Origin of the sequence: Achromobacter spanius (genome assembly GCF_029637605.1) — a bacterium.
GTDB lineage: Bacteria > Pseudomonadota > Gammaproteobacteria > Burkholderiales > Burkholderiaceae_B > Achromobacter > Achromobacter spanius_E.
The window spans coordinates 3483201-3509615 of the sequence record NZ_CP121261.1 but is presented as its reverse complement, the minus strand read 5'-3'; the positions used below and the strand labels follow the sequence as shown (position 1 = coordinate 3509615).

The following is a 26415-nucleotide window of genomic DNA, read 5'->3' as shown; positions in this document are numbered from 1 at the left end:
CGTAATAGCGCGGTGATGGCTCAACTTCCACGCCGCCATTGTTTTATCAAATAAAAATACATATCATTTATGTTTTCGATTTTAACTGGCGCCTTTCGCTAAAAAAGGGGGCCAGTCCCACGGAGACATGCATGGCCTATACCCTTCCGACGCTGCCCTACGCCTATGAGGCCCTGGAGCCTCACATCGACGCGATGACGATGGAGATCCACTACAGCAAGCATCATCAAACCTATGTCACCAGCCTGAACGCGGCGCTGGATGGCGCAGGGATCAGCACGGAAGAGCCCGTTGAAGCCCTGGTCGCCCGTCTGGACCAATTGCCCGAAGCCATACGCGGCGCGGTCCGCAATCATGGCGGCGGCCACGCCAACCACAGCTTGTTCTGGTCCGTGATGTCGCCCGAGGGCGGCGGCGAACCCGATGGCGCGCTGGCCGCCGCCATCGACGCCGAACTGGGCGGCCTGGCCGCTTTTCGCGACGCCTTCACCAAAGCCGCCCTGACCCGCTTCGGCAGCGGCTGGGCCTGGCTCTCGGTCACGCCCGCCGGCAAGCTGGTGGTGGAAAGCAGCGCCAACCAGGACAGCCCGCTAATGCAGGGCAACACCCCGATCCTGGGCCTGGACGTCTGGGAACACGCCTATTACCTCAAGTACCAAAACCGTCGCCCTGAATACATTGGCGCCTTTTACAATGTCGTGAATTGGTCCGAAGTGGCTCGCCGCTATGCGGCTGCGAAGGGCTAAGCCCGCTCTGTGACGGAGGCAGTCGCCCCATGAACACCTTCAGTCGTCATCGCGTGCGTCCCGCGGCCACCAGCATCAGTGTCTGGACGCTGGCGGTCTTGGTGTCATGCCTGGCTTTGCACCAGTTGTGGGCCTATCTGGATGTGCGCGCGCCGCACGTGGCCGACGCCTTGCTGGGCGGACTGGTGGCGGCCGCCGCTACCGCGCTGGGCACCTTGCCCATTCTGTTCGCCCGCACCATTCCGCAAAAGGTCCAGGACAGCATGTTCGGCTTCGGCGCCGGCGTCATGCTGGCGGCCTGCGCGTTTTCGCTGGTGGCCCCGGGCATCGCGGCGGCTGAAAGCCAGGGCATGGGGCCGTGGGGGGCGGGGCTGACGGTGGGGGCGGCCATTCTGTTGGGCGCCGCCGTGCTGCTCATCATGGACCGCACGCTGCCGCACGAACACTTCATCAAGGGCCGCGAAGGCATCGAGTCGCGCCGCATTCGCCGGGCCTGGCTGTTCGTCATCGCCATCACCTTGCATAACCTGCCCGAAGGCCTGGCCATTGGGGTCGGCTTTGCGGGCGGCGATCCGGTGGCCGGCACCGCGCTGGCTACCGGCATCGCCATCCAGGACGTTCCCGAAGGGCTGGTCGTGGCGGTGGCGTTGCTGGCAGCCGGCTACACGCGAACCTTCGCCGTGGCGCTGGGGATGTTGTCGGGGCTGGTCGAGCCGCTGGGCGCCGTGCTGGGGGCCGCCATCGTCGGCTGGTCGGCGTTGCTGCTGCCCTGGGGCCTGGGCTTCGCGGCGGGCGCCATGCTGTTTGTCATCAGCCATGAAATCATTCCCGAATCGCACCGCAAGGGGCACGAGGTCTATGCCACCTGCGGGCTGATGCTGGGCTTTGTGCTGATGATGCTGCTGGACACCGCGCTGGGATAGCGCCAGCGCCAGCAACAAGCGGGGCGACGCTGGGCCGGTCCAGCCCAGCTCCGGCGCCGCCTGCCAGCTGCGGTTTGCCGCTGGCCCAAGCCCGGAAATCGCGCTTTTCCAGGGCTTGTTTTCGTTGTATGCTTGGCGCCGCTGTCACGCATGTCTGCGGGAGAGAGCGGCCGTTTCAGTGGGCCGCCGCCGAAGGCGCAATTCGCCCAGAATCGCTCAGGTAACCGATACCGCACATGCTTGCCCCGTCCCGGTTTTTCACCGTGTGGATGCGGCAAAACAGTACTCTGGAGAGACCTGGCGCCGCCCCGAATTCGGGACACAGCGAGCAGCCCAGGCGCCGAAGGTGCAAACCCGCCAAGCGCGGGGCAACTCTCAGGCAAAAGGACAGAGGGGCGGAAGATTCAGCCGATGCCGTGCGGGCGCAGTCCGCTTGTCACGACCGGCATTCCGTAACCCTGGCAAAGCATTGCCGTCCCGGAGTTTCCGCGCATGTCCGCAACCCTCAAACGCACCCCGCTGGCCGACGAACACATCGCCTCCGGCGCCCGAATGGTCGATTTCGGCGGCTGGGACATGCCCTTGGCCTACGGCTCGCAGCTTGAGGAACACCACGCGGTGCGCCAGGATGCGGGCATGTTCGATGTGTCGCACATGCTGAACGTCGATATTGTCGGCCCCGACGCCTACGCCTTCTTGCAACGCCTGGTGGCCAACGACGTGGCCAAGCTGACCGTGCCCGGCAAGGCGCTGTATTCCTGCATGCTGAACCCGCAGGGCGGCGTCATCGACGACCTGATCATCTATTTTTTCGCCGCCGACGAATGGCGCGTGGTGGTCAACGCCGGCACCGCCGACAAAGACGTGGCCTGGATGCAGCGCGTCAAGCAGGCCGGCAATTTCGACGTCGCCATCACCCCGCGCCGCGACCTGGCCATGGTGGCCGTGCAGGGCCCCAACGCTCGCGCCAAGGTCTGGGCCGCGCGCCCGGCCTGGCAGGCCGCCACTGAATCCCTGACGCCCTTCGTTGCCGCCCACCTGGATGGCGACACGCTGGTTGCCCGCACCGGCTATACCGGCGAAGACGGCTTTGAAATCGTCCTGCCCGCTGCTGACGTCGTGCAACTGTGGCGCGACCTTGTCGCCCAGGGCGTGCGCCCGGCGGGCCTGGGTGCGCGTGACACGCTGCGCCTGGAAGCCGGCATGAACCTGTACGGCCAAGACATGGACGAGCTGACCCAGCCCGACCAGGCCGGCCTGACCTGGACCGTGTCCTTGAAGAACGCCGAGCGCCGCTTCATCGGCCGCGATGCGCTGGAACAATTCGCCACCCCCGCCGCCTTTGTCGGCCTGAAGCTGCAAGAGCGTGGCGTGATGCGCGCCCACATGGCCGTGCGCACGCCGGCCGGCACGGGCGAACTCACCAGCGGCACCATGTCGCCCACGCTGGGCGTGTCGATCGGCTTTGCCCGCCTGCCGCAAGGCGTGCGTCCGGGCGACACGGTCGAGGTCGATATCCGTGGCAAATGGGTGCCCGCCCTGGTCTGCAAACTGCCTTTTGTCCGTAACGGCAAAGCCGTCGAACACTCGTAAACTCGAAGCTTCGCGCGACCGGCCGCCTGCCTGGATGCACGCGGCGTTCGCGCGAGGCGCGCAACACCATTCATCTACCCCGTATTCCCTAGAGGATTTCCCATGAGCCTGCCCACCGATCGCAAGTACACCCAGTCCCACGAATGGGTCAAAGCTGAAGGCGACGTGTTCGTCGTCGGCATCACCGATACCGCCCAGGACCAATTGGGCGACCTGGTTTTCGTTGGCGACGTGAATGTCGGCGCCAAGCTGAAAGCGGGCGAAACCGCCGGCGTGGTCGAGTCGGTCAAGGCCGCTTCCGACATCTACGCACCGGTCGACGGTGAAATCGTCGCCTTCAACGACGAACTGGAAAACAACCCCAGCCTGATCAACGAATCGGCTTTCACCACCTGGATCTTCAAGATCAAGCCGGTGAACGCCGCCGACGCCGACAAGCTGCTGGACGCCGCCGGCTACGAAGCCGTCGCCAACGGTTAAGCCGGTTCGAGCCGGGCGCGCCGTCCTCGTGGCGTGCCCGGCTCGCGAAATGCACCACCACCCCGAGATCTCCCCATGTCGCGCGCCCTAGACACCCATACCGACTTCATCCCCCGCCACATCGGCCCGTCCGACGCCGACCAGGCCGCCATGCTCCAAGTGATTGGCAGCGCCAGCCTGGACGCCCTGATCGACGAAGTCGTGCCCGCCAAGATCCGCAGCCAGGCCCCGCTGGCGCTGCCGCCCTCGCGCAGCGAAACCGATGTGCTGGCCGAACTGAAGCAGATTGCCGGCCGCAACAAGGTCTTTCGCAACTACATCGGCCAGGGGTACTACGGCACGCAGACGCCCAACGTCGTGCTGCGCAACATTCTTGAGAACCCCGCCTGGTACACGGCCTACACGCCGTATCAGCCGGAGATCTCGCAGGGCCGTCTTGAAGCCCTGCTGAACTACCAGACCATGGTCGCCGACCTGACCGGGCTGGACATCTCCAACGCCTCGCTGCTGGACGAAAGCACCGCCGCCGCTGAAGCCATGACGCTGGCTCGCCGTGGCGCCAAGTCGCAGAGCCCGGTGTTCTTCATTTCGCGCCACGTGCATCCGCAGACCATCGAAGTCGTGCGTACGCGCGCCGAAGGCCTGGGGCTGGAAATCGCCGTGGGCGACGAGGCCGAGGGCCTGCCCGAGTGCTTTGGCGTGCTGCTGCAATACCCGCACAGCACCGGTTCCGTGTCCGACTACCGCAAGCTGGCGGAAGCCGCCCACGCGCAAGGCGCCGTGGTGGCGTGCGCCACCGACCTGCTGGCGCTGGCCCTGTTGGCCGCTCCGGGCGAGTGGGGCGCGGACATCGCCATCGGTTCGGCGCAACGCTTCGGCGTGCCGTTCGGCTTTGGCGGCCCGCACGCCGGCTTCATGGCCTGCAAGGATTCCTTCAAGCGCAACATGGCCGGCCGTTTGGTCGGCGTGTCGAAAGACGCGCAAGGCAACCCGGCCATGCGCCTGGCGTTGCAAACGCGCGAACAGCACATCCGCCGCGAGAAGGCCACGTCCAACATCTGCACGGCGCAAGTGCTGCTGGCCGTGATGGCCGGCATGTACGCCGTGTGGCATGGTCCGGAAGGCATTCGCCGCATCGCCCAGCGCGTGCAGCGCAGCACCGCCATCCTGCGTGGCGAACTCATCAAGCTGGGCGTGAAGGTGGTGAATGACACCTTCTTTGACACGTTGCTGCTGGAAACCGGCGCCGCCACCCCGGCCATTCTGACCGCCGCCGAGTGCGAGCACATCAACCTGCGCCGCGTCGATGGCGCCCGCCTGGCGGTGTCGCTGGACGAAACCGTCACCGTCGCCGACCTGCAAGCGCTGGTCAACGTGTTCGCCGCCGGCCTGGAACGCGACGACGTCGAACTCGACATCGACGCGCTGGACGCGGCCGCCGCCAGCGGCATTCCCGCATCCGTCGCGCGCGAAAGCGCCATCCTGAAGCACCCGGTTTTCTCCAGCGTGCAGTCCGAAACCGACATGCTGCGCTACCTGCGCAAGCTGGCCGACAAGGACCTGGCGCTGGACCGCACGATGATCCCGCTGGGCTCGTGCACCATGAAGCTGAACGCCACGGCCGAGATGATCCCCATCACCTGGCCCGAGTTCGCGCTGATCCACCCGTTTGCGCCGGCCTCGCAAAGCCAGGGCTACAACGAACTGATCGACCGCCTGTCCGCCGCGCTGTGCGAAATCACCGGCTACGACAACATCAGCCTGCAACCCAACTCGGGCGCGCAAGGCGAATACGCCGGCCTGCTGGCGATTCGCGGCTATCACCAGGCCAACGGCCAGCATCAGCGCAACGTCTGCCTGATCCCGGCTTCGGCCCACGGCACCAACCCCGCGTCGGCCCAATTGGCCGGCATGGACGTGGTGGTGGTGGCGTCTGACTCCAACGGCAACGTCGATCTTTCCGACCTGCGCGCCAAGATCGAACAGGTGGGCGACAAGCTCGCGGCGCTGATGATCACCTACCCGTCCACGCACGGCGTGTTCGAGGAAGCCGTCACCGAAATCTGCGAACTGGTCCACCAGGCCGGCGGCCAGGTGTACCTGGACGGCGCCAACATGAACGCCATGGTGGGCGTGGCCCAGCCGGGCAAGTTCGGCTCCGACGTGTCGCACCTGAACCTGCACAAGACGTTCTGCATTCCGCACGGCGGCGGCGGCCCCGGCGTGGGTCCCGTGGCGGTGCGCGCGCATCTGGCGCCGTACCTGCCGGGCGTGGTGAACGAGCAGGGCAAGCTGCCCGGCGACGCGAAGGTCGGCCCGGTCTCGGCCGCGCCGTTCGGCTCGGCCGGCATCCTGCCGATTCCGTTCGTGTACATCGCGCTGATGGGCGCAGACGGCCTGCGTCGCGCCACCGAAGTGGCCATCCTGAACGCCAACTACATCGCCACCCGCCTGCGCGATCACTACCCGGTGCTGTACGCGGGCCGTAATGGCCGCGTGGCGCACGAGTGCATTCTGGACGTGCGCCCGTTGAAGGAAACCAGCGGCATCAGCGCCGAAGACATCGCCAAGCGCCTGATGGACTACGGCTTCCACGCGCCCACCATGAGCTTCCCGGTGGCGGGCACGCTGATGGTCGAGCCCACGGAATCCGAAGGCGTGGCCGAGCTGGACCGCTTCATCGAGGCCATGATCTCCATCCGCGAGGAAATCGCCCAGGTCGAACGTGGTGAACGTGACCGCGACGACAACGTGCTTAAGAACGCGCCGCACACCGCGCAGATGCTGTTGGCCGAAGAATGGCTGCACGACTACCCGCGCCAGCAGGCCGCCTACCCGGTGGCGTCGCTGCGCGAGGCCAAGTACTGGCCGCCGGTGGCCCGTGTGGACAACGCCTACGGCGACCGCAACCTGGTCTGCGCCTGCCTGCCGATCGAAGCTTACGCGTAACGCAATGGCGATAAAAAAGCCTCCATCGCAAGATGGAGGCTTTTTGCTGGGCGTTTGCCCGCTTGGGTATCAGGCTTACTTGGCCGGCGCTGCCTGCGCCGCCGTGTTGAAGTCTTCGGCGATGCTGATGAAGGTGTTCAGCAGGATCTGCAGGTTGTCCTTGCCGATTCCGCCTTCCGCGTTCATGTCCATCTGCAGCACGGCCTGGTTGTTGTCATCCAGGTAAGCGCGCGTCCAGCGGTATTCCTGGTTCCAGCTATTGATGGCCTTTAGCGGCATCGGCTTCTTGGTCTTGTACGTGGCCGTCATGACCAGGTCCAGGCACTTTTCGGTGAAGTCGTTGCACAGGAATTCCAGGCGCAGCTCGTTGGCGCCGGTGTTGCCGGCATCCAGCACCAGCACCGGACCTTCGTCGCCATCCAGCTTGTTGGCGGTGATGCCCATGTCGTCCAGCAGGCTGCTGATGGTGTCCAGGTCGAAATCCTGCATCATGCCGACGGCGGGCGTCGCATCCGCTGCCGGCTCTTCCATGCCCATTTCCGGCATCGGCTCGTCGCCATAGTCGTCCATGCCGCCCATGCCGGTGGCACCCAGCAGGCCGCTGAACAGCTCGTCGGCGGGGATTTCCTTGCCGTTCAAGTTGCCCATGCCGTCTGCGTAGGTGAACTTGCCGACGATGTTGTCGCCGTCGTTCTTGCCCACGTTCAGCATTTCGGCCATGCCGGCCATCTGGCGCACGCTTTCGTCGGCTTCTTCAGCGGCCTTCTCAGGCGTCAGGCCTTCTTTCTTGATCGCGTATTGCGTAGCCAGGTCTTGAACCATCGGCTTGGAGATGACCAGCGTGGCATCGATGCGCTTGATGGCCTGGATGGCGATCTCTTGCGGCGTCAGGTTCTTGATGTCGGGCGGGTTGGCCAGGTCCAGCGTGAAGTTCAGCTTGCTTTCGCCCTTGGGCGTTTTCCAGCTGATGGGGTCGATGCTGAACGACGGGTTGCCCGCCAGCAGCTTGCCGCCGGCATCCATCATCGTCTGAATCTGCTCGTCCTTCAGGCCTTCGTCTTCAGCCTGCCCCATAAGTTGGCGCAGCATCTGGTTGTAGGTGTCGGACAGTTGCTTGACGGCCTGGCCATCCAGCTTGGCCAGCTTGATCACGGCCTGGCCGTTACCCAGCGCCACGTCGTTCACGGTGATGTCGCCCGTTTGATAGGCGGCTTGCACGTTGATGGCCTTGTCGTCTTCGGCCAGCTTCACGCCATAGCCGAAGTTGTCCAGCGACAGCTTGATGTCGTCGCCCGGGCGGGTCACGTCGACGCGCTTGACCTTCAGATCGGAGTCGCCCATGGACACGCCGAACTTGCCCATGCGGCTGTTGACGTCCATGGTCATGCCGGTAATGGCCATGACGACGGGGTCGTTGCTCTTCGTGCCGTCGATGGCCAGCTTGTCCATCACGCCGTGCGCGGTGACGGCTTCCAGAGTACGGTCGAACGTGCCGGTGATCACCATGCCGCTGAAGTCGATCGAATTGCCGTCCACGGCCGTCGACACCGGCGCAATCTTGGACGTGGAGCTGGTGGTGCCGCTGTAGCTGATCATGGCGTCGCTGATCAGGGGCGAGACGTCCTTGGTCAGGGCGAACACTTCCTTCAGGTTGTCCGTCTTGGCGATTTCGGCGTGGACGAAAGCCAGCTTGGGCGCCAGGGCGCCGCGCGACAGCGCGGTCTTGGGGAAGGGGCCATGTTCAATGACCGCGTCGAACTCAATCATGCCGGCGGGCATGTCGTCCAGGCTCTTGTCGTTCTTTACCAGCGACAGGCCGTAGCGCGCCTGGGTCGAGAACAGGCTGCGTTCGTACTTGATCTGGTCAATGCGCAGACCGAACAACGGCGTCAGCTTGGCCAGCTTTTCGTTGGCTTCGGCCAGATGGCGTTGCGAACTTTCCTCTATGCGTTTGCCGGTGTACCAAGTGGCGCCTATCCAGCTTCCCGCTCCCACTATGACCACGCCGAGGGTGATCGCTACGCTCTTTTTCATCGTTTTGTTTCTTCGTTGATTGTCGAGTCATATTCGGCAGGCCAGGCACCAAGCCATCGCGCCGTGGTTGCTCAGGCGCGGCTGCCGACATATACGCATTCATGAGCCTGTAAGGGCCAGCGCCGGAGTATACCGACGCAAAGGGACACATGACCGCGCGCGCAGTTACGGGAGGTTTCAAAATGAAAGGCCAGCGATCAGCGCTGGCCTTTTTGTCGACAATTCCGCGTTTTTATCGCGGGTTTGGTTGGCGTCTGCGCGCCTTACAGCGGGTCCAACGGGTAGATCGGGCGGCGCACGTTCTTGAATTCAAGCTGGCTGTAGTCGGATGTGGTCACGCCCACCCCAGTGCATTCGATGACTTCGGTTGCCATGTCGGAAAAGCCCGCGCGCCAGTGCACCCGGCTTTTCAACACCACATAGCGCTTTTGCAGCGGGTCGATGCCGGCCGACAGCAGGCAGTTGATATCAAAGGGTTCCTGGTGGCGCGACACCACCACGATCTCGACCCGGCCGGTGTCGATGACGACCGTCAGGCCCGTGTCGTTGCGCACGCCCCGGTACATGGGGCCGCGGTTCAGGTAGACGCCGTCAAACACCAGCTTGACGCGTCCCGTCACTTCCAGCGGTTCGCTGGGTTCCTTGATGGCGGGCATGGCCAGCTTGCCACCCAGCTTGATCGTGACGGTCTTGCCGACGCCCGCGGTGGCGGCTTCCTGTGCCGCGTCCGGGTCGCAAATGGCGTAGAACACGACATTGTCGAGTTCCTGGCGCAGCACTTCGGCAAGCACGGCGGTGGTGTCCATGGTGCCGCCCGAGCCGGTGTTGTCGAAGTGGTCCAGCAACACGACGGGGCCTTGTTCGATCTGCTTGGCGCGCGCGATGGTGGGTTCCAGCGGTTCAGGGTGGAAGACCCAGTCGGCGCGGCCTGCCCAGGCGCGTTCCAGCAACTCGTCGCGGTACTTGTTTGCCTCTTCCAGCTTGCCGTCCGTACAGACGACGGCGCTCAAGCCGGCTTCGCGGATGTCCGCATGCGGAAAACCCACGAAGACCGAGGCCGCCAGCACGCCGCCCGCTTCCAGTTCCTTGCAACGCTCCTGCAAGGGCTTGTTGGGCGCGGCGTGCGTGCCCTGGCACATGATGTGCGGCAGCATGGGCTTGTTGGCCCAGCTCATGACGGGCTTGATTTCACCCTTGAGCGTGCGGACGATGACGTTGGCCGCGCGCACGCCGGCGTCACGGATGTCCACGTGCGGATAGGTGTGAAAGCCGCTGATGACGGTGGCGTTGTCGACGATGTCGTCGTAGATGTTGGCGTGCATGTCCAGCGTGACGGCCACGGGCGTGGTCGGGTCAATTTCACGCAGGCGGCGCAGCAGGTCGCCTTCCGCGTCTTCCACGCCTTCGGCGACCATGGCGCCGTGCAGGTCCAGCAAGATGGCGTCAAAGCCGCCCAGCTTGACCTGGTCCAGCACCAGCTTGCACAGGCGTTCGTGGGTGTCGGCGCTGGTGGGGCCGCTGGGCCAGGACTCGGCCGCGACCGGCACCACGATTTCCGCGCCCACGCGACGGGCCACTTCGATATACCCGCCCAACCCGCTGTCGGTGTTTTCGTAGGCCTTGATGGCGCGTTCGCCAGCCAGGATTTCAGGACTGCCGCGGAAAAAGCGTTCCAACGGGGTCGGCACGGGCGAATAGGTATTCGTCTCGTGCTTGATCATTGCCAAGAGCCAACGCATGGGAATTCCTGTGGAAGGGTAGGGAAGCTCAGTTCGTCTTGGGGGGCTGCGGCCACGGATGCTGCGCGGGGCGCATCTGTTCCCAGGCGCGTGCCACGCGCAACACGCCCAGGTCGTCGAAACGTGCCCCGGCAATCTGCAGGCCGATAGGCAGGCCCGCCCGGGTGTAGCCGCAGTTGACGGACGCGGCGGGCTGTTCGCTCATGTTGAAGGGCAGCGTGAAGCCGATGTGGTGCATGGTCGTGGCCACTTCATTGGTGGGCGACGGCCATTCGGCGTTGTACGCCACCACCGGCGCCACGGGCGACAGCACGTAGTCGAAGGGGGCGCAGGCGGCCACGGTCTTGGCGCGCACGTTCAGCGTTTCGTAGTAGCTCTTGAACACGGCCTCGCCAGTCTGCCCGCCACCGCTTTCCGCCCAGTCGCGGATGAAGGGGAGGATCTTCGCGCGGCGGTCTTCAGGCAGCGCGGCCAGGTCTATGGACGAGCGCGTGCGCCAGAAGCGGTCCACGCCTTCCAGCATGTCGGGCGTCATCCACGGCAGCATGGGCGTGACGATGGCGCCCGCCGCTTCGAAGGCTTGGGCGGCGGCTTGCACGGCCTCGCGCACTTCCGGGTCCAGTGGCAGGCCGCAGCCGGCGTCCATCAACAGGCCGATGCGCAGGCCTTTGACGTCTTGCGCCAGGTTCAGCCAGTCAAAGTCCTGGAAGGGCAGGCTCATGTGGTCGCGCGCATCGGGCTGCGACAGCACGCCCATCATCAGCGCGCTGTCGGTGATGGTGCGCGTCATGGGGCCGGCGCAGCGGCCCATGAAGGGCGGGTCGATGGGGATGCGGCCCAGGCTGGGTTTCAGCGTGGCAATGCCGCACCAGGCGGCCGGCAGGCGCACCGAACCGCCGATGTCGGTGCCGATGTGCAAGGGGCCGTAGCCGGCAGCGGCAGCCGCGCCCGCGCCGGCGCTGGAGCCGCCCGGGTTCTTCGTCAGGTCCCAGGGGTTGCGGGTCAGTTCATGAAAGCTGGACAGGCCCGAGGACAGCATGCCGAAGTCGGGCATGGTGGTCTTGCCCAGCAACACCGCGCCTGCTTCGCGCATGCGGGCGGCAGGGGGCGCGTCGTTTGCTGCCGGGGTGAGTTCGGTGGCGGCGGTGCCCAAGGGCACGGGCGTGCCGCGCGTGGCGATGTTTTCCTTGATGGTGGCGGGCACGCCGTCCAGCGAGTAGCCGCCGGCTGACTGCGGCTCGCCCTTCATCCAGCGGGCCTCGGAGGCGCGGGCCATCGCCAGCGCGCCTTCGGGGTCCAGCGCATAGGTGGCCTTCAGGTGCGGTTCCCAGCGCTCGATGTGTTCGAGCACGGAGCGCGTGGCTTCGACCGGCGACAGGGTCTTGTCGCGATACGCCTGCAGCAGTTCCTGGGCGGACAATTCATGCGGTTGTGACATCTCGGTTCCAGTGTTGCAAAGGAAGGCAATTCGGCAATCAGCGCGTCAGCGCATCAGGACGCGGCGGCTCGTGCCAGCGTGGCGGCAACCGGCTGGAAGTTGCGGAAATCCCAGTCGCGCCCCGGGGCCGCGTCGATCAAGGTGCGCGTGTATTCATGCCGAGGGTCGGTCAGCACGGTTTCGGCAGAGCCGGTTTCAACGACCTTGCCGCGCTGCATGACCATGATGGTGTCGCAAATCTGCGCGGCCACGCGCAAGTCGTGCGTGATGAACAGCACGCCCACGCCCGTGCGTTGGCGCACCTGTTCCAGCAGTTCCAGCACCTGCGCCTGCACGGATACGTCCAGCGCCGACACGGCCTCGTCGGCCACCAGGATTTCCGGGTCCATCACCAGCGCGCGGGCAATGCAGATGCGCTGGCGCTGGCCGCCAGAAAACTGATGCGGATAGCGGCGCATGGCGTCGGGGCTCATGCCCACCACGGTCAGCGTTTCGCCAGCGCGCTTCACGGCCTGGTCGCGCGGCATGCCGAAGTTGAGCAGGCCTTCGATGATGGATTCACCCACCGTGCGGCGCGGGTTCAGCGACCGGTAGGGGTCCTGAAAAACAATCTGGATACGGCGGCGCACCGGGCGCAAGGCCGAGCCGGACAACGTGCTGAGGTCTTCGCCGCCCATCATCATGTGGCCGGCCGTGGGTTCGATCAGGCGCACGATGCAACGCGCCACCGTGGACTTGCCCGAACCGGACTCGCCCACGATGCCCAGGATTTCACCCTTGCGCAGTGTCAGATTGACGTCGGACGCGGCAATGACGTTCTGCGCGGCCTTGCGGGAAAACAGCGAACTTTTTCCGGCATAGGTGCGGCCCAGGCCCTTGACGTGCAATACCGGCTGGCCGTCGGGCGCGTCGCGCCGGTTGGGCACCAGGCTGGGCACGGACGACACCAGGCGCCGCGTATACGACTGCTTGGGTTCGGCCAGGATTTCGTTGCGCGTGCCGCTTTCGATCAGGTCGCCGCGGTTCATCACCACGATGCGATCTGAAATCTCGGCCACCACGCCGAAGTCGTGCGTGATGAACAGCACCGCGGTCTTGTGCTTGACCTGCAGTTCCTTGATCAGCGCAAGAATCTGCTTTTGCGTGGTCACGTCGAGCGCCGTCGTGGGTTCGTCGGCGATCAGCAGCTTGGGTTCCAGGATCAGCGCCATCGCGATCACGATGCGCTGGCGCTGGCCGCCCGACAACTGGTGCGGGTAAGCCTCGAATATGCGTTCGACGTCCGGCAGATGCACCGACTGGAACATGTCCAGCACCTTGGCGCGGCGTTCGGCGGCGCTCATGCCCTTGCGGTGCAGGCGCAGCACTTCGTCCACCTGCTTGCCCACGGTGTGCACGGGGTTCAGCGCGGTCATGGGTTCCTGGAACACCATGGCCATGCGGGTCGCGCGCAGTTCGCGCAGCCGCCGCTGCGACGCGGTGGCCACGTCTTCGCCCTCAACGCGGATGGAACCCGCGCTGATCGACAGGATGCCGGGCGGCAAGAGGCCCATCACGGCCAGCGACGTGACCGATTTGCCGGAGCCGGATTCGCCAACCACGCACACCGTTTCACCAGCATGCACGTCCAGGCTCAGGTTGCGCACGACGCGGTTGCCCGCGCCGGCCACTTCCACCGACAGGTTGCGGATGGCAAGGATGGCGGACGAGGTGTCGCCCGCGGGGGGAGTAGGAGAGTAGGTCATCGGCATCAGATCCTGCGCACCATTTTCGGGTCCAGCGCGTCGCGCAGGGCGTCACCCAGGATGTTCACGCTAAGCACGGTCAGCGACAGGAACAGGCCGGGAAAGAGAATCAGGCCGGGCAGCATGCGGAAGTACATGCGGCCTTCGGACATGATGTTGCCCCATGACGCGATCTCGGGCGGGATGCCCGCGCCCAGAAAGCTGAGAATGGCCTCGGTCAGCATGGCCGAGGCGAACACGTAGGTGCCTTGCACCGTCAGCGGCGCGATGGTGCTGGGCACCATGTGGCGCCACAAGAGCAGCGGCAAGGGCGTGCCCAGCGCCAGCGCGGCTTCCACATAGGGTTCGCCGCGCACCGTCAGGATCTGCCCGCGCACCAGCCGCACCACCCGGGGAATTTCAGGGATGGTGATGGCGACCAGCACGGTCGTGATGCTGGCGCCGGTGACGGACACCAGGGCGATCGCCAGCAGGATGCCGGGAATCGCCATGATGGCGTCCATGGTGCGCATGATGAACCCGTCCAGCGACCGGAACCAGCCGGCGATGACGCCGATGATCAGGCCGATGACGACGCTGACGACCGCGGCGCCCAGGCCCGCGATCAGTGAGATGCGCGCGCCGTAGGCCACGCGCGACCAGACGTCGCGGCCAAAGGCGTCGGTGCCGAACAGGAAGTCGGTAAAGGGTTGCTTCAGGCGCGAGCCCGGGTCGATGAAGGTGGGGTCGACCGTGCCCAGCAGCGGCGCGAACACGGCGATGGCGACGATGGCGACCAGCACCACCAGCGCCAGCATGACCGGCCAGCTTTTGAGGCCCTGGCGGACTTGCCCCCAGGCAGTGACGTGAGGAGTGCCGCCTCCGGGAAGGTCGGCGGCCGCTTGCGCGGCGGCATCGGTTGGCGTTTGCATGGCTCTGCCCTAGTACCTGATTCGCGGGTCGAACACCGTGTAGGCGCAATCGACAACCAGATTGATGAACACGTAGACGAACGCGAAGAACAACGTCAGGCCCTGGATGACGGGGTAGTCACGCGCCAGCACGGCTTCGACCACCAGGCGGCCCAGGCCGGGAATGTTGAACACCGATTCGGTCACGACCACGCCGCTGATCAAGAGCGCAATGCCCAGGCCCACCACCGTGGCGATGGGCACCGCCGCGTTGCGCAGCGCATGGCCAAGCAGCACACCGGTTTCGCCCAGGCCCTTGGAACGCGCGGTGCGGATGAAGTCTTCACCCATGACCTCGATCACGCTGGTGCGCGTGATGCGCGCGATCAATGCGACATACACCGTGGACAAGGCCAGTGACGGCAGGATGAGCCGGTGCAGATATGGCCAGAAGCCCTTTGCCAGCGGCGTATAGCCCTGCACGTTGAACCACCCCAGCTTGATGGCGAACAGCCAGATCAGCAGGTAGCCCGTGACGAACACCGGCACGGAAAAGCCCAGCACCGAAAAGCCCATCACGGCGCGGTCCAGCAGCTTGCCTTGCCGCCATGCCGCCAGGATGCCCAGCGGAATGGCCACCAGCAAGGTGAAGACCAGTGTCAGCACCGCCAGGCTCATGGACGGTTCCAGACGCTGCGCGATTAGTTTGGTGACCGGCACGCCCGACATGAGCGAGGTGCCCAGGTCGCCTTGCAGGAGCCTGCCGCCCCAGATGACAAACTGTTTGATGACCGGTTGGTCCAGGCCCATCGTCTGCCGTATCTGGACGATACGTTCGGGCGTGGCGCCGTCGCCCGCCATGATGATGGCCGGATCACCCGGGCTGAAACGCAATATCGCGAAGACCACCACCGCGACCATCACCAGAACGGGGATGGTCGCGAGGAGCCGGCGTGAGACGAATGCCAGCATGTATTTCCCCCTGAACTGCTTGCCCCTTTAAGGAGCTTTCTTGACGTTCCAGAACGCAAAGACCGGTGCATGCACCAGGCCGGAGAGCTTGGTCGAGTAGACGGTGGGCACGGACATCTGGCCCAGCGGCACGTACAGGCCTTCGTCGATGCCGATGCGTTGCAGTTCGTCGGCAATCTTCTTCTGCTCGGCAGGGTCGGACGTCAGGGCGAACTTGGTACGCAGCTCTTCCACCTTCGGCATGTCGGGCCAGCCGAACCAGGCGTTGTCGCCGTTGGCGGCGGCGGGCGCGGAGCGCACCGGGTCCATCACGTCGGTGGCGTACCAGTTGGTGTTGTGGATGTTCCAGCCGCCTTCAGCCGGCGCGGCCTTCGAGGCGCGGCGCGTGGCCACGCTTTGCCAGTCCATCGCGGCCAGGTTGACGTTGAAGCCAGCCTTGCGCAGCGCCTGGGCCATCACCACCGGTTGAGCCGACAGCGTGCCCACGTCGGTCGCGTGCATCATCAGGATGGGCGTGTTGTCGTAACCGGCTTCCTTCAGCAGTTCCTTGGCCTTCTCGATGTTCGAGGGCACGACGATTTCCTTGCCGATATCGGATTCCAGCGGCGTGCCGCAGCCCCACAGTGATGCGCAGGTCTTCCAGTACTTGGGGTTGCCCACCAATGCCTTCATCACGTCTTCCTGGCCGATGGCGTACATGGCGGCCTGGCGGATCTTCTTGTTGTCGAAGGGCGGGTACTTGAAGTTGAAGCGGTACATCGTGAAGTAGCCGACCGGGCTGAGCGATTCTTCCTTCAGGTCGGGGTTGCCTTCAATCATGGGCAACAGGTCATACGGGAACTGTTCGACGAAGTCGATCTCGCCGCCCAGCAGCGCGTTGGCGGTCGTCAGCGCGTCGGGCATGACGTCCCATTCCACCTTGTCCACGTTTACAACCTTGCCGCCGGCCAGGCCGCTGGCTGGTTCCTTGCGCGGCACGTAGTCGGTGTTCTTGGCGTACACGGTCTTCACGCCCGGCTTGAATTCAATCACCTTGAACGGGCCCGAACCGGTCATGTCGGTGATGGGCTTGCCGACGGGTTGTTCGGCGATGCGCTTGGGCATCATGAACGGCGCGGTGCCGGTGGGCTTGGACAGGGCGCGCAGCGCCAGGTCCGTGGGTTCTTTCATGACGATGCGAAAGCTCTTGTCGTCAATGACTTCGATCTTGTCGGTGAACTTGAGCAGCGTGCGGCCCATGCCGTCGCCACCGGCCCAGCGCTTGATCGAGGCCACGCAATCCTCGGACGTGACCGGCTTGCCGTCGTGCCACTTCTGGCCGTCGCGCAAGGTCATCGTGTAAGTCTTGCCGTCGGGCGAGACTTCCCACTTCTCAAGCATCTGCGGCTGGATCTTGTTGTTGGCGTCGGTGGCCAGCAAGGTGTCGTAGATCATGTAGCCGTGCCACGTCGTGATGTACGCGGTGGTGGCGTGCGGGTCGGTCAGGCGCAACGGCGAGTGCATGACGGACTTGATGACGGTTTCGGCGTAAGCGCCGTGAGCCATCATCAACGTTGCACCGGCCAGCGCGGCCGCTCGGACAAACTTGAGCATGGAGATTCCCCTTGAAGCGGTGTGAGCGGCACGGTCGGCCGCTACGTCGTTAACGCGCCGCTCGATGGCGGCGTGCGAGGGTCAGGCAGTTGCGGCTCGGCCGGAAAACACCGGTCCGCAAGGCGCCATTCTGATACCGGGACGCAAGCGTGTCCATGGTTGTTTTGCCGCATCCATCAGCATGGAGCCGGGGGCGGCGCAGACCAGGATCGTTTGCGCGATGGCCGTGAAATCCGCGCGGAAATGCGCAGAACTCTTCACCACCAGAATCGCGGCGCGCGTGGGTTCCACGCCGGCGAACCGGAACATTTCCTGGTCCGCCATCTGCACCTTGTTCGACGCGACGATGATGCGTACGCCACCAATGCGCAGGCAGGCGCTGGGGCCCAGGTCCATGTGAAACCCGCGATAGAAAGCGCCGTGCGTATCGAAGCGTCCATCTGACGTTTTCTCGACGATGAATTCGCTGTCCAGCGGTTCGTCGTCGGGAATACCCGAGTGTCCACCTAGTGCAATCCGTACCTTGTTTCCAACGCCCGCGCGGTGCGCGGCGAGCGCGGCGGCGGGGTCCACGATCAGGCCGATGGCGGCGTCGCGTGCATCGTGGCGGATCAAGGCGCGCAGCATGCCCGTGGTGTCGGAACTGCCGCCCGCGCCAGGGTTGTCTTGCGCGTCGGCAATGACGACGGGCTTGTTGGCGTCGCGCGCGATGCGCATGGCTTCTTCCACGGCTTCATCCGGCGTGTAGAGCTTGCCGCCGAATTCGCGTTCGGCGTTCAGCACGGCGCGCGCCATTTCAGCGGCGGCGGCATCGGCTTCGGCTTGTGTCGTGCCGTAGGCCCACACGGTGGGCGCGCATTCGGGGAAGTCAGCGGCGGGAAAGCCAGTGGCGAACGACAAGCTGGTGGCGCCGCGCGATTCAATCTCGCCCACTTGCGCGTACAGGCTGCGCGAGGGTTCGATGTCGGTGGACTGCCAGCACAGCGAGATCAGGTAGGGCAGGGCACGCAGCGATGCGTACGGGCGCGGCATGCCGCCCAGCCGCAGGGACAGCAGCGACGCGGCGCGCTGTCCGGTTTCGGCCATGTCGATGTGGGGATACGTGCGATAGCAGACGAGCGCGTCGGCGTGGCGCACCATGGCGCGCGTGACGTTGGCGTGCAGGTCCAGGCTGGCCACCACGGGCACGTCGGGGCCGACCAGGTCGCGCACGCGCTTGAGCAGTTCGCCTTCGCCGTCGTCCAGGTGTTCGGTGACCATGGCGCCATGCAGGTCCAGGTACACGCCCTCCAGCGGCAGCGCGTCGGACAAGCCTTGCAGGATCAATGCGCTGATGCGTTCAAAAGCGTCTTTGGTGACCGGGCCCGACGGGCTGGCCGCGGCCCAGGTGGTGGGTACCAGCGTGTGCTGGTTCATGGCTTCGATGAAGCCCGCCACGGGAATGTTGGCGCCTGCCACGGCTTGGAACATCGCGGGGCCGCTGACCAGTTTTGGCCAGCCGCCACCTTTCTCGGCAAAATCTTCCCACGTTGCACGCGAAGGCGCGAACGTATTGGTTTCGTGCTGAAAGCCGCCTATACCGATGCGCATCAGGCATCCCCTTGTGTTGTTTGATGTTGCTGTGTCGTGGTACTGGCCGGGCGCGGCCGAAGCCGCGCCCTATGCAAAAGCCGGGTAAAGCATCCTTCTTGAATACGGTTCGTTGAAAAACGTAAAGGCGCGCGGGCGGTTTACTTCGCCACGGGCATGGTGAATTCCGCGCCCTTGGCGATGCTGTCGGGCCAGCGCTGCATTACGCTCTTGTAGCGCGAGTAGAAGCGGATGCCTTCTTCGCCGTAGGCGTGGTGGTCGCCAAACAGCGAACGCTTCCAGCCGCCGAACGAATGCCATGCCATGGGCACGGGAATGGGCACGTTGATGCCCACCATGCCGACCTTGATCTGGCGCGCGAACGCACGGGCCACGCCGCCATCCGACGTGAAGCAGGCCACGCCGTTGCCGAACTCGTGTGCGTTGATCAGTTCAACCGCGCTGGCGAAGTCGGGCACGCGCACGATGCACAGCACCGGGCCGAAGATTTCTTCGCGATAGATGTTCATCGCGGGCTTGACGTTGTCGAACAGCGTGCCGCCCAGGAAGTAGCCTTTTTCGTTGCCGGGCACGGTCAGGCCCCGGCCGTCCACGACCAGGTCCGCGCCCGCCGCGATGCCGTCTTCGATGTAGCCCATGACCTTGTTGCGATGCTGCGCGGTCACCAGCGGACCCATCTCGGCGTCGGCGTTCATGCCGTCCTTGACGATCAGCGCCTTCACGCGCGGGGCCAGGCGTTCGACAACCTTGTCGGCCACGTCGCCCACCGCCACGGCTACCGAGATCGCCATGCAGCGTTCACCGGCCGAGCCGTAGGCCGCGCCCATCAAGGCGTCGGTGACCTGGTCCAGGTCGGCATCGGGCATGACAACCAAGTGGTTCTTGGCGCCGCCCAGCGCCTGCACGCGCTTGCCGCGCTTGGTGCCTTCGGAATAAATGTATTCGGCGATGGGCGTTGAACCCACGAACGACAGGGCTTCGACGTCGGGGTGCGCGATGAGCGCGTCCACGGCGAGTTTGTCGCCATGCACCACGTTGAAGACGCCCGCGGGCAGGCCGGCTTCGGTCAGCAGTTCGGCCAGGCGCAGGGACGCCGACGGGTCGCGTTCAGAAGGCTTGAGCACGAAGGTGTTGCCGCAGGCAATGGCCACCGGGAACATCCAGCACGGCACCATCATCGGGAAGTTGAACGGCGTGACGCCGGCCACCACGCCCAGGGCCTGGCGCATGCTCCAGTTGTCGATGCCGCCGCCGATCTGGTCCGAGTACTGGCCCTTGAGCAGTTGCGGAATGCCGCAGGCGAATTCGACGATCTCAATGCCGCGCATGACTTCGCCCTTGGCATCCGAGAACACCTTGCCATGTTCGCGGGTGATGAGCTCGGCCAGTTCGTCCTGGTGCTGGTCCAGCAGCGCCTTGAAGTTGAACAGGATGCGGGCGCGCTTGAGCGCGGGGGTTTCCGACCAGGCCGGGAATGCTGCCTTGGCGGCCGCCACGGCCAGCGCCACGTCTTCGGTCGAGGCCAGCGGAATGGACGAGCAGATTTCGCCCGTGGCCGGATTGAAGCCGTCGGCGTAGCGGCTGCTGCGGCCATCGAAATGCTGGCCGTTGATGAAATGGGAGATCTTCTTCATGGTGCGAAAGGCTCTGGGCGGTGATTCTTCAAAAACCTCTTGCGGGCGGCACAGGGCCGCCCGCAAGAGGTGTCAAGGGATGCGGCGCGGCCGCAAGGGCAGCGTCATCATCGGCGTTACGCGACTTCTTTCAGGATCTTCCCGATCTGTTCGAAGATCTGGCCGATCTGGGCTTCGTCGATGATCAGCGGGGGCGACACGGCGATGATATCGCCGGTATAGCGCACCATCAGGCCGCTGTCGAAGCACTTCTGGAAGACCTCGCCGGCGCGTGCGCCTGGTGCGCCCGCGCGCGGCGACAGTTCAATGCCGGCAACCAGGCCCAGGTTGCGCACGTCGATGACGTTCGGCGCGCCCTTCAGGCTGTGCGCGGCTTCCTGGAACGCGCCCGACAACTTGCGGGCGCGGCCGAACAGGTCTTCGCGGCGGTAGATGTCCAGCGTGGCCAGGATGGCGGCAGCGGCCAGCGGGTGTGCCGAATAGGTGTAGCCGTGGAAGAACTCGATGCCGCCGGCGGGGCCGTTGACGATAGCGTCGTGGACTTCGCGCTTGACGGCGACCGCGCCGGCCGGCACGGCGGCGTTGCTGACGCCCTTGGCCATGGCGATGATGTCCGGCGTGACGCCGAAGAATTCGGATGCGGTGGCGGCGCCCAGGCGGCCGTAAGCGGTGATGACTTCGTCAAAAATCAGCAGAATGCCGTGCTTGGAGGTAATTTCGCGCAGCTTTTCCAGATAGCCCTTGGGCGGAATCAGCACGCCGGTCGAGCCCGCCATGGGTTCGACGATCACGGCGGCGATGGTGGAGGCGTCGTGCAGCGCCACGATGCGTTCCAGTTCTTCGGCCAGGTTGGCGCCCCAGGCGGGTTGGCCCTTGGAGTAGGCGTTCTGTTCCAGGTTGTGCGTGTGCGGCAGGTGGTCAACCGAGGGCAGCAGCGCGCCCGAGAAGGTCTTGCGGTTGGTCGAGATGCCGCCGACCGAAATGCCGCCGAAGCCCACGCCGTGATAGCCGCGTTCACGGCCGATCAGGCGGGTGCGCTGGCCGTCGCCGCGTGCGCGGTGGTAAGCCAGTGCAATTTTCAGGGAGGTGTCGACGGATTCGGAACCCGAGTTCGTGAAGAAAACGCGGTCCAGGCCTTGGGGCATCAGGCTGGCGACTGCCGTGGCGGCTTCGAAGGCCAGCGGGTGGCCCAGTTGGAAGCCCGGCGCGTAGTCCATGATGCCGGCCTGGCGGGAGATGGCCTCGACGATTTCCTCGCGGCCGTGGCCGGCGTTGACGCACCACAGGCCGGCGGTGCCGTCCAGGATTTGCCGGCCATCGGCCGACGTGTAGTACATGCCTTTGGCCGTTGCCAGCATGCGCGGGTGAGCCTTGAACTGCTTGTTGGCAGTGAAGGGCATCCAGAGATGGGACAAGTCGGGCAAATTGGCGGGGGCGTTCATGGCGGCTCCAGGGAGAACGAAACGGCGGTGCAGCAAGGGGAAAGGCGCTGACGCCGGAATTCAGTTGATTCTGGTCCGTCCCAGGGGAATGAAAATATACGATCTGCGCAAAGACCGCTAACTGTATAGTCATAGGTGCCGCAACTGTACAGTTATCTTCGACGTGATTGATTTTCAGCCCAACCGCGCGCGCGGACTGGCCCCGACCTTGGTGGAACAATTGGTCGCGGCCATCTTGCGCGCCATTGAGGAACAGGCGCTGCGTCCGGGTATGTCCCTACCCTCGGTGCGCGAGTTCGCGCGCCAGTACGGCGTCAGCACCTTCACGGTGGCCAGCGCCTATAGCCGGCTGGTGTCGCTGGGTTGGCTGGCCGCGCGGCCGGGCGCGGGTTATCGGGTGGCCTCGCCGGATGCACCGGCCCGCCGGGGCGAGCCGCTGTCATGGGAACCGCCGCGCCTGAACGCCGGCTGGCTGCTGTCGGACATCTTTGCCGACCACTCCATCCCCATCAAGTCAGGCTGCGGCTGGTTGCCCGGCGAATGGCTGAATGAAGAGGGCCTGCATGTTGCCCTGCGCCACATGGGCCGGGTGCCGGCGATGCGCATCGCCAATTACGGGCATCCCTACGGCTATGCGCCGCTGCGCGAAACCATCGCGGCCAGCCTGAGCGCACAAGGGATGGAGGTGGAAGCGTCGCAGGTGCTGCTGACCCAAGGGGTGACGCACGGCCTGGACATGGTGATCCGCACCTTGCTGCGGCCGGGCGACACGGTCGTGGTCGAGCAGCCGGCCTATGCCAACCTGTTGCAGCTGCTTCGGCTGGCGGGACTGCGCGTGGTGTCGGTGCCGCGCACGGTGGACGGGCTGGACTGCGAGGCGCTGGAGCGCGTGGCGGCCCTGCACCGGCCGCGCGCGCTGTTCATCAATACTGTGTTGCAGAACCCGTCGGGCGCCAGCATCGGCATGGCCAATGCGTTCCGCATCCTGCAAGCGGCCGAGCGGCATGGCTTGTGGGTGATCGAAGACGATATCTCGCGCGAACTGGCGCCGGGCGTGACACCGATGCTGGCCGCGCTGGACGGCGCGCGGCGGGTGGTCTACCTGGGCGGGTATTCCAAGGTGATCAGCCCGTCGGTGCGCGTGGGGTACGTGGTGGCGCACCGCGATCTGGTTCGCGATATTGCGCGCACGAAGATGGCGGTGGGACTGACGTCGCCGGAGATCATGGAACGTATCGTGCACCAGGTGATTCGCGAAGGCCGCTACCGCGCGCACATCGCCCGCACCCGCGAACGGCTGGCCGAGGCGCATGGGGTGGTGGCCGAGCAGATGCGGCAACATGGTTTCGAGATCCATGGCCGGCCGCAAGGCGGCTTGTTCCTGTGGGCGAAGGTGGCGGGAACGTGGCGCGAGCGTGGCGCCAATGGTTTGGCGGAGCTGGCCTTGAAGGACGGGATCTGGCTGGCGCCGGGGTCGTATTTCGATGTGGACGAGGCCGATACGCCCTGGGTGCGATTCAACGTGGCGTATTCCGAGGCGCCAGCGTTGTGGCGGTTCATGCGGAATGCGGGGGCGGCTTGATGGGCGATGCGGAACGCGACGTGACGGGCGATGCGCAAGGCGGCGTGACGGGTGATGTGCGGGGCGACGTGATGGGTTTCGCGCGATTGGCGAGGGGCTCCTTCTTGAATGCGTGCCGCGCTACACCCATCCTACGGATTGAACGCGGCGGATGTGCGTAGGATGGGTGAAGCGCGGCACAGACGTCAGAAAAATCCCATCGCCGACCGCGCGCAACCCATCGACCTCACCGCTCATAAACCACAAAATCATATGCATAGCCGTTCTCCGCCGGCTGCGCTTCACGTCCCGTTTCCTTCCACTGAAACGACGGCAACAACGGAAAGAACGCGTCGCCTTCGACATCGGCGTGCACTTCCGTCGCCAGCACCCGTTGTGCCATCGGCAGCGCTTGCGCGTAGATCTGCGCGCCGCCAATCACGAATGCTTCCTGCATATCGCCACAAGCCGCGATGGCCGCCTCCAGCGTCGGCACCACGGTGGCGCCGGCTGCGTTGAAATCCGGATTGCGGCTGATGACGATATTGCTGCGGCCCGGCAGCGGGCGCCCCAGGGAATCCCAGGTCTTGCGGCCCATGATGATGGGATGGCCCAGCGTGCTGCGCTTGAAATGCGCCAGGTCGCCCGGCAGTTTCCAGGGCAGGGCGTTGTCGCGCCCGATGGCGCGATTGGTGGAGTAGGCGACGATCAGGGTAAGGCTGGCGGGCATGCGGGTGGGCTACGGTTGGGGCGGGGCCGGAAGTCGGCCCGCGCGACGGCGTAAGCGTAGCAAATTCGATGGTCCGTCGGGGCGTCTGCAAGGAGGCGTCCACTTGGCACCGGCCCGGCCGGCACCACCCTCACCACTAGGCATCGGCCCTGCCGGCGCCGCACTCACCATCAGGCACCGGCCCCGCCGACGTCACCCTCAGGTTGCCGCGTGTTCCAGGAATTCAGTCGCGGGCATCGGCCGGCCCAGCAGAAAGCCTTGCAAGGTTTCACAGCCCAGCCCCGTCAGGAACTTCTGCTGCGCGGCGGTTTCCACGCCCTCGGCGACGATGCGCAAATTCAACTGCTGCGCCAAGGCGACGATGGCCGCCACGATGGCCGCGTCCTCGTTGTCGTTCTCGAGTTGATTCACAAAGCCACGATCAATCTTCAATTCCGTCGCGGGCAGGCGCTTCAGATACAGCAGGCTGGAATAGCCCGTGCCGAAATCGTCGATCGAGATCGTGACGCCCAGGCCCGACAGGCGCTTGAGCACGGCCAGACTGGCTTCGGCGTCGCGCATGGCGGTGGACTCGGTGACTTCCAGCGTCAGGCAGGAAGGGGGAACGTCGTGCCGCGCCAACGCCACGCGTACCGTTTCCACCAGGCTGGCGTGGGCAAACTGCAAGGCCGAAATATTGACGGCGATGGTCCAGTGCGTCTGGCCGGCGTTGATCCATTCCCGCATCTGCCGGCACGCCTCGTTGATCACCCATTCGCCGATCGACAGGATCAGGCCGGTCTTTTCAGCGGTGGGAATGAACTGATCCGGGCCGACCAGGCCACGCGTGGGATGGTTCCAGCGCAGCAGCGCCTCGGCGCCGATGATCGGCCCTGCCGGGGCTTCATATTTGGGCTGATAGTGCAGCACGAACTGGCCGCGCTCCTGCGCCAGGCGCAGGTCGTGCAGCAGCTCGATCTGCTCGTGCGCGTCCGCGTTCATGGACGGCTCGAAGAAGCTGTAGCCGGTGCCGCCCAGGCGCTTGGCGTGGTACATGGCGGCGTCGGCGTTGGTCAGCAGCGTATGGGTGTCTTCGCCGTCGTTCGGGTAGATGGCGATGCCCACGCTAGAGGTCACCAGCACTTCGTGGCCATAGACCATGACCGGGCGCGCGATGGCTTCGATCAGCCGGTCGGCTACGTTGGCGGCGTCGGTGGGCTCGATGACTTCGCTCAGCACGATGAATTCGTCACCCCCCAGGCGCGCCACCGTGTCCTGCGTGCGCAGGGCCTGGCGGATGCGCTGGGCCAGGTCGATCAGCAAGGCATCACCCGTGTGGTGGCCGTAGGCGTCGTTGACCGCCTTGAAACCGTCCAGGTCAAAGAACAGCACGGCGAAATAGCCCTTGCGCCGGCTCGCGCTCTCGATGGCCTGCTCCATGCGGTCTTCCAGCAGGATGCGGTTGGGCAGCTTGGTCAGCGTGTCGTGCAGGGCCAACTGCACCAGTTCTTCATTGGCTTCGGCCAATGACGAGGCCAGCGCCGATGTGCGCGCCTCCAGCCGGTTGTCCAGCACCGCCACCACCAGCGCAATGGCCAGCACGCTCAAGGTAACGGCCGTCACGGCGATGGCCAGCCAGCCCGCCGAGATCCCGCCGTCGGCCGCCATGCAGATGCTGCCGGCGGGGAAGGCCGCGGCTTCCATGCCCGAGTAATGCATGCCGACAATGGCGATGCCCATGACCACCGACGCCAGCGGCCGCGACAAGGCCACGCGCGGCCCGTCGTGGCGCAGCCGGTAGGTGATCCACAGCGCGGCTCCCGAGGCCACCACCGCAATCGCGATGGACAACGCAAACCACTTTGCGTCGTAGACGATGCCCGGGGCCATGCGCATGGCGGCCATGCCCAGATAGTGCATCGCTGCAATCCCGGCCCCCATCAGCAGCGCGCCGCTGAGCAAGCGGCGCCAAGGCAGTTCGTCCTTGCACACGATCCACAGCGCAAAGGCCGAGCAGCCGATGGCGATGGCCAACGACAGTATGGTCAGCGGCAGGTCGTAGCCCATCGGGATGGGCAGGTTGAAGGCCAGCATGCCCACAAAGTGCATCGACCAGATCCCGACGCCCATGGCGAACGCACCACCCGCCAGCCAGTACCGCGCGGCCGGCAGCCCGTTCGAGGCCCGCACGCGGTTGGCCATGCCCAACGCCGTATATGACGCCAGGATGGCGACCCCTAGAGATACGAGGACGAGCGAAGGGTTATAAGTTCCAACGAGCATTTGTGCGGTCCTGTCCTAAGCGCTTACTGCCGTCGCGCCGGCCTCAAATCAATTCAATTGGTAGTCAACAGTTGCAATTGGCTCGCAAGACGAT

At 65.2% G+C, this 26415-nt stretch carries 17 protein-coding genes, 1 pseudogene and 2 riboswitches; of the genes and pseudogenes, 6 read left to right on the top strand and 12 right to left on the bottom strand.

The window, feature by feature from the left end; translation table 11 throughout:
- The first annotated feature begins 131 nt into the window (after window positions 1-131).
- The 5 genes from P8T11_RS15615 to gcvP all read left to right on the top strand — a co-directional run bounded on the left by P8T11_RS15615 (window position 132) and on the right by gcvP (window position 6691).
- Window positions 132-746 (top strand): superoxide dismutase, encoded by a 615-nt coding sequence (locus P8T11_RS15615; RefSeq protein ID WP_268081100.1) that lies wholly within the window; start codon window positions 132-134, stop codon window positions 744-746.
- A gap of 29 nt (window positions 747-775) precedes the next feature.
- A complete protein-coding gene (locus tag P8T11_RS15610) occupies window positions 776-1669 on the top strand; it encodes a ZIP family metal transporter (protein WP_259250340.1) in 894 nt (297 codons plus the stop codon).
- A gap of 147 nt (window positions 1670-1816) precedes the next feature.
- Window positions 1817-1912, top strand: a riboswitch (glycine riboswitch).
- A 34-nt stretch (window positions 1913-1946) separates the two neighbouring features.
- A riboswitch (glycine riboswitch) is annotated at window positions 1947-2070 on the top strand.
- A 91-nt stretch (window positions 2071-2161) separates the two neighbouring features.
- On the top strand, window positions 2162-3262 hold the full coding sequence (gene gcvT, locus P8T11_RS15605) for a glycine cleavage system aminomethyltransferase GcvT (protein ID WP_268081102.1): 1101 nt from the start codon (window positions 2162-2164) through the stop codon (window positions 3260-3262).
- 102 nt (window positions 3263-3364) lie between these two features.
- A complete protein-coding gene (gene gcvH / locus P8T11_RS15600; protein ID WP_268081104.1) occupies window positions 3365-3742 on the top strand; it encodes a glycine cleavage system protein GcvH in 378 nt (125 codons plus the stop codon).
- A 75-nt stretch (window positions 3743-3817) separates the two neighbouring features.
- Window positions 3818-6691: an aminomethyl-transferring glycine dehydrogenase gene (gcvP, locus tag P8T11_RS15595; protein ID WP_268081105.1), complete on the top strand. Its 2874-nt coding sequence runs from the start codon at window positions 3818-3820 to the stop codon at window positions 6689-6691.
- Window positions 6692-6766: 75 nt separating this feature from the next.
- Here the strand turns inward: gcvP and P8T11_RS15590 are convergent, their stop codons facing one another.
- The 10 genes and pseudogenes from P8T11_RS15590 to P8T11_RS15545 form a co-directional block, all read right to left on the bottom strand.
- Window positions 6767-8725: a DUF945 family protein gene (locus tag P8T11_RS15590; RefSeq protein ID WP_268081107.1), complete on the bottom strand. Its 1959-nt coding sequence runs from the start codon at window positions 8723-8725 to the stop codon at window positions 6767-6769.
- A gap of 263 nt (window positions 8726-8988) precedes the next feature.
- Complete coding sequence (locus tag P8T11_RS15585; RefSeq protein ID WP_268081108.1) at window positions 8989-10464, bottom strand: M81 family metallopeptidase; 1476 nt, start codon at window positions 10462-10464, stop codon at window positions 8989-8991.
- 28 nt (window positions 10465-10492) lie between these two features.
- Window positions 10493-11902 (bottom strand): amidase, encoded by a 1410-nt coding sequence (locus P8T11_RS15580; RefSeq protein WP_268081109.1) that lies wholly within the window; start codon window positions 11900-11902, stop codon window positions 10493-10495.
- Between the two features lie 53 nt (window positions 11903-11955).
- Window positions 11956-13647, bottom strand: coding sequence for an ABC transporter ATP-binding protein (locus tag P8T11_RS15575; RefSeq protein ID WP_268081110.1), 1692 nt, complete (start codon window positions 13645-13647; stop codon window positions 11956-11958).
- A 5-nt stretch (window positions 13648-13652) separates the two neighbouring features.
- Window positions 13653-14558, bottom strand: coding sequence for an ABC transporter permease (locus P8T11_RS15570; protein WP_268081111.1), 906 nt, complete (start codon window positions 14556-14558; stop codon window positions 13653-13655).
- A 9-nt stretch (window positions 14559-14567) separates the two neighbouring features.
- Window positions 14568-15509 (bottom strand): ABC transporter permease, encoded by a 942-nt coding sequence (locus tag P8T11_RS15565; protein WP_268081112.1) that lies wholly within the window; start codon window positions 15507-15509, stop codon window positions 14568-14570.
- A 27-nt stretch (window positions 15510-15536) separates the two neighbouring features.
- Window positions 15537-17102, bottom strand: a complete 1566-nt coding sequence (locus P8T11_RS15560; RefSeq protein ID WP_268081113.1) for an ABC transporter substrate-binding protein — start codon at window positions 17100-17102, stop codon at window positions 15537-15539.
- A gap of 81 nt (window positions 17103-17183) precedes the next feature.
- A complete protein-coding gene (locus P8T11_RS15555; protein WP_268081114.1) occupies window positions 17184-18692 on the bottom strand; it encodes a M81 family metallopeptidase in 1509 nt (502 codons plus the stop codon).
- A 251-nt stretch (window positions 18693-18943) separates the two neighbouring features.
- Window positions 18944-20326 (bottom strand): annotated as a pseudogene (locus P8T11_RS15550) (CoA-acylating methylmalonate-semialdehyde dehydrogenase); the annotation flags it as partial.
- A 116-nt stretch (window positions 20327-20442) separates the two neighbouring features.
- On the bottom strand, window positions 20443-21768 hold the full coding sequence (locus P8T11_RS15545) for an aspartate aminotransferase family protein (RefSeq protein ID WP_268081116.1): 1326 nt from the start codon (window positions 21766-21768) through the stop codon (window positions 20443-20445).
- Between the two features lie 163 nt (window positions 21769-21931).
- Between P8T11_RS15545 and P8T11_RS15540 the strand changes: the two genes are divergently transcribed.
- Window positions 21932-23350, top strand: a complete 1419-nt coding sequence (locus tag P8T11_RS15540; protein ID WP_268081117.1) for a PLP-dependent aminotransferase family protein — start codon at window positions 21932-21934, stop codon at window positions 23348-23350.
- A 226-nt stretch (window positions 23351-23576) separates the two neighbouring features.
- On the opposite strand, the gene P8T11_RS15535 is transcribed toward P8T11_RS15540, so the two are convergent.
- A complete protein-coding gene (locus tag P8T11_RS15535) occupies window positions 23577-24059 on the bottom strand; it encodes a dihydrofolate reductase (RefSeq protein WP_268081118.1) in 483 nt (160 codons plus the stop codon).
- Window positions 24060-24257: 198 nt separating this feature from the next.
- On the bottom strand, window positions 24258-26321 hold the full coding sequence (locus P8T11_RS15530) for a putative bifunctional diguanylate cyclase/phosphodiesterase (RefSeq protein ID WP_268081119.1): 2064 nt from the start codon (window positions 26319-26321) through the stop codon (window positions 24258-24260).
- Between the last annotated feature and the right edge of the window lie 94 nt (window positions 26322-26415).

What these genes read in the sequence shown, in the direction of transcription:
- P8T11_RS15560 (WP_268081113.1), bottom strand. Translation starts at nt 17,102, where the DNA reads ATGCTCAAGTTTGTCCGAGCGGCCGCGCTGGCCGGTGCAACGTTGATG.
- P8T11_RS15565 (WP_268081112.1), bottom strand. Translation starts at nt 15,509, where the DNA reads ATGCTGGCATTCGTCTCACGCCGGCTCCTCGCGACCATCCCCGTTCTG.
- P8T11_RS15545 (WP_268081116.1), bottom strand. Translation starts at nt 21,768, where the DNA reads ATGAACGCCCCCGCCAATTTGCCCGACTTGTCCCATCTCTGGATGCCC.
- P8T11_RS15580 (WP_268081109.1), bottom strand. Translation starts at nt 11,902, where the DNA reads ATGTCACAACCGCATGAATTGTCCGCCCAGGAACTGCTGCAGGCGTAT.
- P8T11_RS15590 (WP_268081107.1), bottom strand. Translation starts at nt 8,725, where the DNA reads ATGAAAAAGAGCGTAGCGATCACCCTCGGCGTGGTCATAGTGGGAGCG.
- P8T11_RS15555 (WP_268081114.1), bottom strand. Translation starts at nt 18,692, where the DNA reads ATGCGCATCGGTATAGGCGGCTTTCAGCACGAAACCAATACGTTCGCG.
- P8T11_RS15530 (WP_268081119.1), bottom strand. Translation starts at nt 26,321, where the DNA reads ATGCTCGTTGGAACTTATAACCCTTCGCTCGTCCTCGTATCTCTAGGG.
- P8T11_RS15570 (WP_268081111.1), bottom strand. Translation starts at nt 14,558, where the DNA reads ATGCAAACGCCAACCGATGCCGCCGCGCAAGCGGCCGCCGACCTTCCC.
- P8T11_RS15535 (WP_268081118.1), bottom strand. Translation starts at nt 24,059, where the DNA reads ATGCCCGCCAGCCTTACCCTGATCGTCGCCTACTCCACCAATCGCGCC.
- P8T11_RS15615 (WP_268081100.1), top strand. Translation starts at nt 132, where the DNA reads ATGGCCTATACCCTTCCGACGCTGCCCTACGCCTATGAGGCCCTGGAG.
- P8T11_RS15585 (WP_268081108.1), bottom strand. Translation starts at nt 10,464, where the DNA reads ATGCGTTGGCTCTTGGCAATGATCAAGCACGAGACGAATACCTATTCG.
- gcvH (WP_268081104.1), top strand. Translation starts at nt 3,365, where the DNA reads ATGAGCCTGCCCACCGATCGCAAGTACACCCAGTCCCACGAATGGGTC.
- gcvT (WP_268081102.1), top strand. Translation starts at nt 2,162, where the DNA reads ATGTCCGCAACCCTCAAACGCACCCCGCTGGCCGACGAACACATCGCC.
- P8T11_RS15610 (WP_259250340.1), top strand. Translation starts at nt 776, where the DNA reads ATGAACACCTTCAGTCGTCATCGCGTGCGTCCCGCGGCCACCAGCATC.
- P8T11_RS15575 (WP_268081110.1), bottom strand. Translation starts at nt 13,647, where the DNA reads ATGACCTACTCTCCTACTCCCCCCGCGGGCGACACCTCGTCCGCCATC.
- gcvP (WP_268081105.1), top strand. Translation starts at nt 3,818, where the DNA reads ATGTCGCGCGCCCTAGACACCCATACCGACTTCATCCCCCGCCACATC.